General features: G+C 54.7%; 7 protein-coding genes. 2 read left to right on the forward strand and 5 right to left on the reverse strand.

Annotated elements, in window-relative coordinates:
- Positions 1-548: 548 nt before the first annotated feature.
- Both BCA01S_RS33405 and BCA01S_RS36235 read right to left on the reverse strand, forming a co-directional pair.
- Entirely contained in the window at positions 549-881 is a 333-nt protein-coding gene (locus BCA01S_RS33405) for a barstar family protein (protein WP_027780584.1), read from the reverse strand.
- Positions 882-1,043: 162 nt separating this feature from the next.
- Positions 1,044-1,454 (reverse strand): GNAT family N-acetyltransferase, encoded by a 411-nt coding sequence (locus BCA01S_RS36235; RefSeq protein ID WP_425176932.1) that lies wholly within the window; start codon positions 1,452-1,454, stop codon positions 1,044-1,046.
- 612 nt (positions 1,455-2,066) lie between these two features.
- Here BCA01S_RS36235 and BCA01S_RS33415 point away from each other — a divergent pair.
- Positions 2,067-3,068, forward strand: coding sequence for a hypothetical protein (locus BCA01S_RS33415; RefSeq protein WP_027780585.1), 1,002 nt, complete (start codon positions 2,067-2,069; stop codon positions 3,066-3,068).
- A gap of 556 nt (positions 3,069-3,624) precedes the next feature.
- On the opposite strand, the gene BCA01S_RS37710 is transcribed toward BCA01S_RS33415, so the two are convergent.
- The 3 genes from BCA01S_RS37710 to BCA01S_RS33435 all read right to left on the reverse strand — a co-directional run bounded on the left by BCA01S_RS37710 (position 3,625) and on the right by BCA01S_RS33435 (position 5,938).
- Entirely contained in the window at positions 3,625-4,041 is a 417-nt protein-coding gene (locus BCA01S_RS37710) for a MarR family winged helix-turn-helix transcriptional regulator (RefSeq protein ID WP_084167099.1), read from the reverse strand.
- Positions 4,042-4,207: 166 nt separating this feature from the next.
- On the reverse strand, positions 4,208-4,834 hold the full coding sequence (locus tag BCA01S_RS33425) for a tyrosine-type recombinase/integrase (RefSeq protein ID WP_027780586.1): 627 nt from the start codon (positions 4,832-4,834) through the stop codon (positions 4,208-4,210).
- A 687-nt stretch (positions 4,835-5,521) separates the two neighbouring features.
- A complete protein-coding gene (locus BCA01S_RS33435; protein ID WP_027780587.1) occupies positions 5,522-5,938 on the reverse strand; it encodes a hypothetical protein in 417 nt (138 codons plus the stop codon).
- 950 nt (positions 5,939-6,888) lie between these two features.
- On the opposite strand from BCA01S_RS33435, the gene BCA01S_RS38325 reads away from it, so the two are divergent.
- Positions 6,889-7,320 (forward strand): hypothetical protein, encoded by a 432-nt coding sequence (locus BCA01S_RS38325; protein WP_156955185.1) that lies wholly within the window; start codon positions 6,889-6,891, stop codon positions 7,318-7,320.
- The last annotated feature ends 1,069 nt before the right edge of the window (positions 7,321-8,389 follow it).

Raw genomic sequence — 8,389 nt, forward strand, 5'->3', positions numbered from 1 at the left:
CCGAGCAAGTGACCGCATTTCAGTTTCGGCATGTATCGCTATGAGGCGAAAACTCGTTGTCATTGGCATGTACCGATCAATGGTGGCATTTCGGCGACATGAGCGCGCGATTAACCAATAATTGTGCGCCGTCAGGCCATTGATCTGGATTAGCGTTAATGTAAGCTCGGACTGCTCGCAGTTCGTCGTTCGTTGAACGCAGCCCAGATTCGTCACAGACGAGCCCCAGTGTCCGTCCATACTCTGCGCTTCCGTGAACATAGCCAGTGACGTACGTCGCCAGTTGGGTCGCAGAGGATGCTTTACCGCCTAGCGCTTGATCCAGACCGCGCATCAGTTCGTCGACGGTAAGGGCAAAACAGCCCTGCGTTACAGTCAGTGCCATGGCAAAAACGCATACCGATTTTCTATACACCCCGACATCCCTCTTCAAATCAAGTCAGACGCCTGTCAATCGCTAATGAATTTTCGATCGGCAAGGCATTGATCGTCGACGATCCGGGCGCCAATGCCCGACGATCGAAATTGGTCGTCCGCTGCCCGTTGCATCAGTCGTGATAGGCGAGTGCGACCAGAGCACGTCCGTGCTCGCGCGTACGACGCCAGTTCACAAAAGCGCATGCGTCTTGCAAGCCCGCGAATTGGTCCGGACAGCGTTTTCTGAAACTGTCGACACCGCCAAGTAATATCGTGAGCGTGCATTCTGGGCTCACGTGCACCTGTGTCATTGCAGCTTCGGGCTCGTCGAGGTAACCCAAACAGTCAATTAGCGCATCCAAGTTATTGCCGTAAAACGGCGGGAAACCAAAGATTCGCGAGAAGACCCGATGAAGCGAGGGCCAGTCTGTAATTTCGGCCGTGTCTACGAACACCGTCGTCATCGCTGTTTTCCGAATTGTGCAGGCGCCTATTTTGCATTTGAAGCCCAGCCCACAACGCAAGACCGGGCGTAGTCGATTGTTGACGATTCAGATGCTCGTGTCGAGTGACCGTTTGTGGCCGACTATCGCCGGATGGGGCTGGTAATCGTCGGCCGTAGCAACCTACGCTCCGTCGGTCAGATGCTTCGTCATAGGCACGCAAGCCAATTCCAGTCCACGCGAGCTACGGTAGGTCGATACCGAGTCTCCCGCCCAACCACAACGGCGATAGAACGCTGCCGCGTTTAGCGTTGCATCGAGACGCATTGCAGTAACGCCATGAACGCTGGCCAACGCCTCGAGAAATTGCAGCATCTTGCGTCCAATGCCAAGTCCCATATGAGATGGCCGCACAAAGATTGCGTCGATTTGCCCGTTTGCGACCGTAAGCATTCCCGTGCCAACGACTAGTTCCTCATCGATGGCAACGTAAAAGTCGTTTTCGACAACGCTGGCCCATTTATCGGTGAGCGTGCCATCGACCCATTCAGAAAGGGCTGCCTCGGGATAATACTCGGCGCACGCGGCATGCACCGAGGTTTTGCGGATATCCCAAGCGTCGCAGACGTCATGGCAATTCGCTTTTCATATCGTCACCATGCCACGCTCCTCGGCTCGAACAAACAAGTCGACTCGCGGGCATAGCCCGGATAGACGGCAACACGTTTCTTGTAATGCATGCAATCACTCCTATCTGCGCCAATGCAATTCGGAGCGACTAAAAAGACTCGGCCCCGTCATGACTGGCGGGGCCGTTGAGGAAGTCTATATGTGATGTATGAACGTCACGATTCCCACGACTCGCCGTCGGCAGTCATGGCGCACATCATGGATTTGAGAGTGTCGGAGTTCATGCAGACATATTGCCTCTCTAAGGGATTGCAGTCAACGGGGACCGACGATTGTCACCAATGTAAGCGGTCGACGCGAATGTCTCAAAATGGCCGACTGTACGCATTCGTCGCCTTCGCCGAACCCGTGCCAACGGCGAACGCGCCGAACCGACCCACAGGGGACGGTCAGCTTTCCAAGAAGCGGACATTCAAACAAACGAAGCCCGTAGAAGATTGCCGCTTGTCTGATCTTCAAAAATTGACTTGGTGGTTGAGGATTGTATATTGGCCACCAGACTAGGGAGCTCGCACGATGACAACAGCTGCAAGTCCTATCGATCCAATCACCGGTGTCCTTGAAGCTTTCAAATCCCACAATGTCGTCGCGATTTGCGACGGCGGCCACGGATGTGAACAAGCTTATGCATTTCGGGTTTCGCTGATCCGTGACGCCCGATTTGCTCACGTGGTGAACGATATCGTGGTTGAAAGTGGCAATTCTCTTTATCAGGAGATGATGGACCAGTTTGTTGCAGGGGACGACGTCCCTGAAGATAAGCTCCGCCAAGCATGGCAAAACACGACACAACCCCACGACGTGTGGGATCGTCCTGTCTTTGAGGGGCTTTTCCGTGAAGTCCGCGAAGTGAATGCCTCACTCCCGAAAGATCGTCAGATTCGTATTTTGTTGGGCGATCCGCCGATCGATTGGTCGAAAATCAGCAGCGCCGAGGAGCTCGTTGAAGCCTGGAATGCCGTGGGCGACCGCGACAGCTGCCCGGTACGAATTATCCAACGTGAGGTGCTGGCCAAACAGCGCCGCGCCTTGGTCATCTACGGCGGCATGCATTTGTTGCGTAAGAACCTCTACTGGCAAGCGAAAAACCAAGGGCTAGTGAACCACCAATTCAACCCACTGCCCGATGGCATCGTTTCGTTGCTGCAAAGCAAGGGCGTCGAAGTCTATTCCGTTTGGGTTCCAGTATTTGTTGATCCGGCAACCCTACAGGCCGACGTCACCTCTTGGCCTACTCCCAGCCTTGCGCACATTCGCGGCACCCCGCTCGGGGAGGCGAGCTTTCGCTCATATTATCCGCACGCCATGTTTACCAAGCATGACGACGTCATCGTAGAAATTTATGTCGATCCTATCCGCTCTCCTGTGATGCAGGAGCAGTTCGACGCCATCCTTTATCTTGGACCGCCTCCCGCGTTGACCTGGAGTCAACTCTCTCCGGCATTGTCCTCTGATCCGGAATACATCAAGATGCGCTCGCAGAGGCTCGCATGGGCCGGGATGGGCGACGGTGGCTGACGGGTCGACGTCTGTCGGGTTGGATTCCAGCCGAATTCCATCGAGCTACTCGTCGGTGCGCTGCGACCGAGAGGGGCACTTTGTCGACGACGTGGGTGACAGTGTAAATTGGCCGCATCGTGTCCGTCAGACAGCGAAAGCTCCAAACCGACCCAAAGCCGTCCTTAGAACGACGAAGCGGACGCTCACCAATGATGTTTGCTGGAGGACTTTCCTTTTTCAGCGCGAACAGACAGTAACGGCTTGTACAAAAGCGTCTTGTTGGGCGGGATTCTGAAAAAAGGCTTCGAGACTCGCGTGTTCATCGTTCGCGACTTGCTGAAGACAAAGGTTATTGTTTGCGCGGATGCTTTCCGGCGCATAGGCGACAGCCGTGAGGAACAATGCAATCGCCGCTACCGCAATGGCGATGCCCGCGGCCCATCGCACTCCAGGCCCCGATCTCCACGATTGTCGCTGCAAACTTCGCGGGACGGTCGTTCTTTGTGTCGATACGTTTCTCATTGGCCTTCCGATTTAATTAGCAAGACAATCATTTGAGACAAGAAACCGGGCCTCAAGAAAGCGCCTTCCTGATGCCGTGCATGCTGGAGACAGCCGATTCGAACAGTTCCGGCCCAACTTTCGCACGCAGGGCTCTCGCGATCGCCGCACTAGCATCGTTAATTGGTTGGTCGAGCGCCCTTCCGGCACGGGTTGGGTAGACGCACCATTCCCTACCATCCGATTCAGCCTGGCGGCGTTCGACCAATCGTTTTTCAGAAAGATTGTCGATAAGTCGGGTGGCGGTGGGGCGAGCAATGCCTAATGTGTCCGCAACCTGACTACTCAGGCACCCGGGAGATGCAAGCACTACGCGCAGCACAAATCCCTGTGCCGGAGTCAGCCCGAATGGCGCGTAAACAGCTGCCCATTCACGCTCAGCGAGGCGCGCGAGTGCCGAAGAATTGAAGTAGAGGCAATGATCGAACATGGGTTCATTAAATCGCAATATGATTAGCAAGCCAACTAAAATTTAACAAGCTCTCGCGGGATAGTTACGTTGCGATTTGACCGTTAGCCCAACGGCCGCTTTCGGGCACGATGCTGATCGGCTGCTCCTGGCCGGACAGCGTCCGATTGCCGCCCGGCTGGGATGCTCACACTTCGGTTTGTTCAGCCATCTCAAGCGCATCGTCGACCTCAATGCCGAGATACCGGACTGTACTTTCCAGCTTCGTATGGCCGAGCAGGAGCTGCACCGCCCGAAGATTCTTTGTGCGGCGGTAAATCAGCGATGCTTTCGTTCGGCGCATCGTATGCGTGCCGTAGGCCGTGTCATCGAGCCCGATCGCTTTTATCCAACGATGCACGATCCTCGCGTACTGACGAGTTGAAAGATGAGGTGACGCGTGAATCCGGCCAGGGAACAGAAAATCTGAGGGAGACAGCCCAGCTACCCTGATCCAGTTTTCCACGCTTTCCCGCGTTTGCTCGGTGATCTCGAATTGCACCGGCCGCTGCGTCTTCTGCTGCATGACAGTCGCGCGGGGCGCTACACGAGTGCCCATGCAGACATCGCGTACCCGCAGCTTCGTCAGGTCGCACGCTCGCAGCTTGCTGTCTATTGCCAGATTGAACATCGCCAGATCACGGGTCTTTCCGCCCAGCTGAAGACGGATTCGAATGGCCCAAATTTCCTTGAGCTTCAGCGGTGATTTTTGCCCGGTCAGCTTGCCCTTGTTCCACGGGACATGAGGCAAGCTCGTGCTGATGATCGCTTCCATGACAAACTCCTTTCAGATGAAGGGAGAGTCAGTCTGCGCCAAATCCCGATGGGCGATGCCCGACCCATTGTCGACTTTCGATGCAGCGCGACCTGGACGTCCGCTGCCAAGGGTCAACAGCCGTTCCCATAAACAGATTCGGGGTTGTTTGTCGCCGCCTCGACGCCTGAAAGAAAGGAGGTAATGGGCATAAGGCCCGGACCGTGATTGGTCCAGGATTTATGCCGTCTCGCGACCGCTCAGTAGCCAGTCTCTCGAAGGTGCACCACAAGCGTTCGCGAGTACCACTCAGGAGGGACCCCTTGTCCAGCACCTTGGGCGGCGAGAAACTTGTGCTGGTATCTTTGACTCAGATCCCGGGCCAGAGCCTCGGACTTCGCTTTGTTTGCCGGATCATAGTAGAGCACCATGCTCCGGGCAGCGAAGCCCTTCCATGGGCCACTATCACGTGCTGGAGTGTGAAAGTTGCCGCTATAGTCTGGTTTACTAGATGCCTCGGGAGGAGCACTGCATCCGTAGACCTGGTACAAATCGCTCTCTATTTGTTCGCGAGTTCGTTCCGCCCATTCGCTTCCATACGACGCCGTTTGACAGCTAAAGCCATTGAAGGACGTCTTGTTTAGATGCACGTATTCTGGAGGCGGCTGTTGTCGTTTCGGAGTTCCGTCAGTCGGCTTCTGAGTTCCACTACTCGGTTGAGCTTTGTTCGGGGTCGCGGGGGGGGGCGCCCATAATCTTGTCGGCGTAGTACTTGCAATTGGCGGCGAGCTCGGGATTGAGTTTCTTTTGCAGCTCGCGAGTAGCGCTACTCACATTGGCTTGCGCGTATCCTACCTCGCCTGCGCCTTTCAGAATGACACCCGAGCCGCTGCCCTTCACTTTGATGTTTGTGGTCTTCGAATTCGCGTCACCGCTACTTTCGGTTACCTCTACGACGGCGCCACCACTTACATTAAGGCAGTAAAGGTAATTGAACAGAGGCTCGGGGATGCATGGTTCGCTTTCCTTTAGACGCTTTTGCCCGCCGGTACATTCCTGAGCGGCGGTGGCCAACTCCGTTAAAAGCAAGAGGGCCGAAAGCAATAATACTTGGCGCTTTTCCATGTAACTTCTCGCTTATTCAGAATGTGTTTAACGAATAGTCGGCCCAGCCTCACTCATTCTGGCGCAGCCCTAATTCTAGACCGTAGCTACAGCGTGATCGCGCCGTTTTAAAGCGAGCGTGGGGTTCGATAGGACGATCTGCGGCGGCGGTTTCTGGGCAAGCTGCGGCGTCTGTCCCTGGCGACGGAAAAGTGTTGAAGTGCTATGCACCCTCAGGTGGCGCGCCAGTTGGAAGACTTTTGTCCGCTTTCGCCGCGAAGGCGCAATGCGAATGTCGCACCGAGCCCGGGAGCGAACGTCCCATGTTGGCCGATCTCGGAAATCGAGGCTGCGCTGCGTCGATCGCTTGCCGCACCGCCAAGTCGAACTTGCGCAGGCGACCCGAAGCGGACTTCGGCATTGTCTGGAATCAAGGGCCGCTTTCGAGGCACTACCACCCTTCGATTGTCGGTTCGCACCGTGCTTTCGGACCACTTGCCCGTTTTGAATACGCAAATAAGCTTTTGAGCGACTGGAGATGTAGTCTGCCTTCGGCTCGAATCGCGTGCTCAGCCTGGCGTCACTCCTTCAGACGCCTGAAGTGCGCCGCGAGCGAGCCGGCTACGGGCATATTGCTCCATGCTGAGTTTTCTAGCATCCCCAATCGCGCTTCACGTTGACGATGTCATGGTCGGGATGGCTTCAACATTCGGGTCAGCACGTGCGCGACCGGCCTCGAAAAAGCTGCGGGACCACCCTTAGTCGGACGACTGCGCCCTAGCCGGCGCTCGATGGGTCGATCAAAGGCTTCGCGACACAACCAAAAAATGCATACGGGAATTACTATTCCGTATAACCACACCCCCAACTTTTACAGAACAACCTTGCTTTTGCCGCGCGGTCATATAATTTGTTATAACGCAGCGCATCCGTCACGTATTCCGCTTCTGGTAAGGTAAGGGAGCATTGAAATGCCATTTACTGGGCCAATTCTTGGTGTAGTTTCTACACATCGTAGAGTAGATGTAACCATTCGCGACGATTCTTTCGAGGGCCACGTTCTTTTTTTATATTATGGCATCGTGACTTTATTCGCTGCCTCGACCTCTGATACCCGTGCCGACGCTACTCTCAATTTTGTTGTTCCCGACTCAGACTTCTCTGACTTCGGCTCAAAAATCCCCCCCATCGATTCCATTGGTTTGACGGTGACCCCGACTAACTTCAACACTCAAGGAGGGCTTTCGGTCATTGCGGTAACCAATCCGCAGATGAGCTTGGAAAACCCACCACCAGGACCAGGGAACCTTATGGCGAGCGCCGACGTTGTCGTGCAGAAGGCGGAATTATTCGAGGTCCAATATCAATTTTCGGTGGACGCATTTCTCCCGCCCCGCTCCTGAAATTAGCAGGAGCGGTTCAGTGTGGAACGAGTGATTTTTGATGGATGTCCACTCGATGACTTTTGAATCAAGTTACTGATGCTTTCCTCGTCAACGGCGAGATCGATTATTGTGCGGCGGAGGAGATGTCTGTGAGTGAGCCCATCCAGTGGCCGTGACTTCTCTCGTCATCAAAATCTCGGCTCTCCCTGTAATCGACCATACATAACGCTTTGACTCGGTGTCCCGGAGACTGTTCTGCCATAGGACTCTGGGACCGGGAAGCGGTGGCCTGCCTATCCGGTGGTTATTATACCGCCATCTCATTACTGAAATCCTGTATTCAAATGCCTCGTGCGATCTCATCAACGCGTGCGCTGATTGCTTTTAAGCGTACCTTATCCGACTCTGGAATCAACTCGGTGGTATAGGGGTCCTGATTCAATACTTCTGACGGTAGGGTGATTGTCTCACGATCTTCACCTCTATCCGGATAGCGTTGATATCCACCGGGAGAATGATCTGCTTACCGCTCTCTTCACGGGGTGAACCGCGGTGCGCGATAGAAAATTCACGGGAACTATCGGAAGCCCTCTCCGGACCCGGCAAGGAAACGATGATGGTCGTGCCTTAAAAAGGAAAATTCATGCGTCACCCCCATCAATCCGTACTCGACCGTTAGGTGGTTGATCTGGAAGCGGTGCAGTGATTCAAGGTTTATCGTCTTGGATTCGTTCATATCTTGTTATACGCAATTCAATCAGAGGATTAGCGTCATTCCTCAATGTCGAACTAACTTATGGCGCTGTTTCGATTCGTACTATCGTGGCGCAAAGCGCCCTAGGTGAGGGGACGCGGTGCAATCAAGTGCGTCGGGGTTTCTCAGCTTTCATCGCTGGCCCGGAAAGCTTTTCAACTGGCGGCCTGACAGGCAGGGAGAGTACGTGAGAAACTTGAACGCGTCTTCGTATGTGGCATTTTCTCGCAGTCCATTGCGCTGGCTCGCTGCAATCGATCGACCGCTAGTTTAGGTAAACCGCCTCTTGACTGTCCAAGCGGCGAGTGCGCCGAACGTCTCTTAGTGGCCGAT

The organism is Paraburkholderia caledonica NBRC 102488, assembly GCF_000685095.1.
Taxonomy (GTDB): domain Bacteria; phylum Pseudomonadota; class Gammaproteobacteria; order Burkholderiales; family Burkholderiaceae; genus Paraburkholderia; species Paraburkholderia caledonica.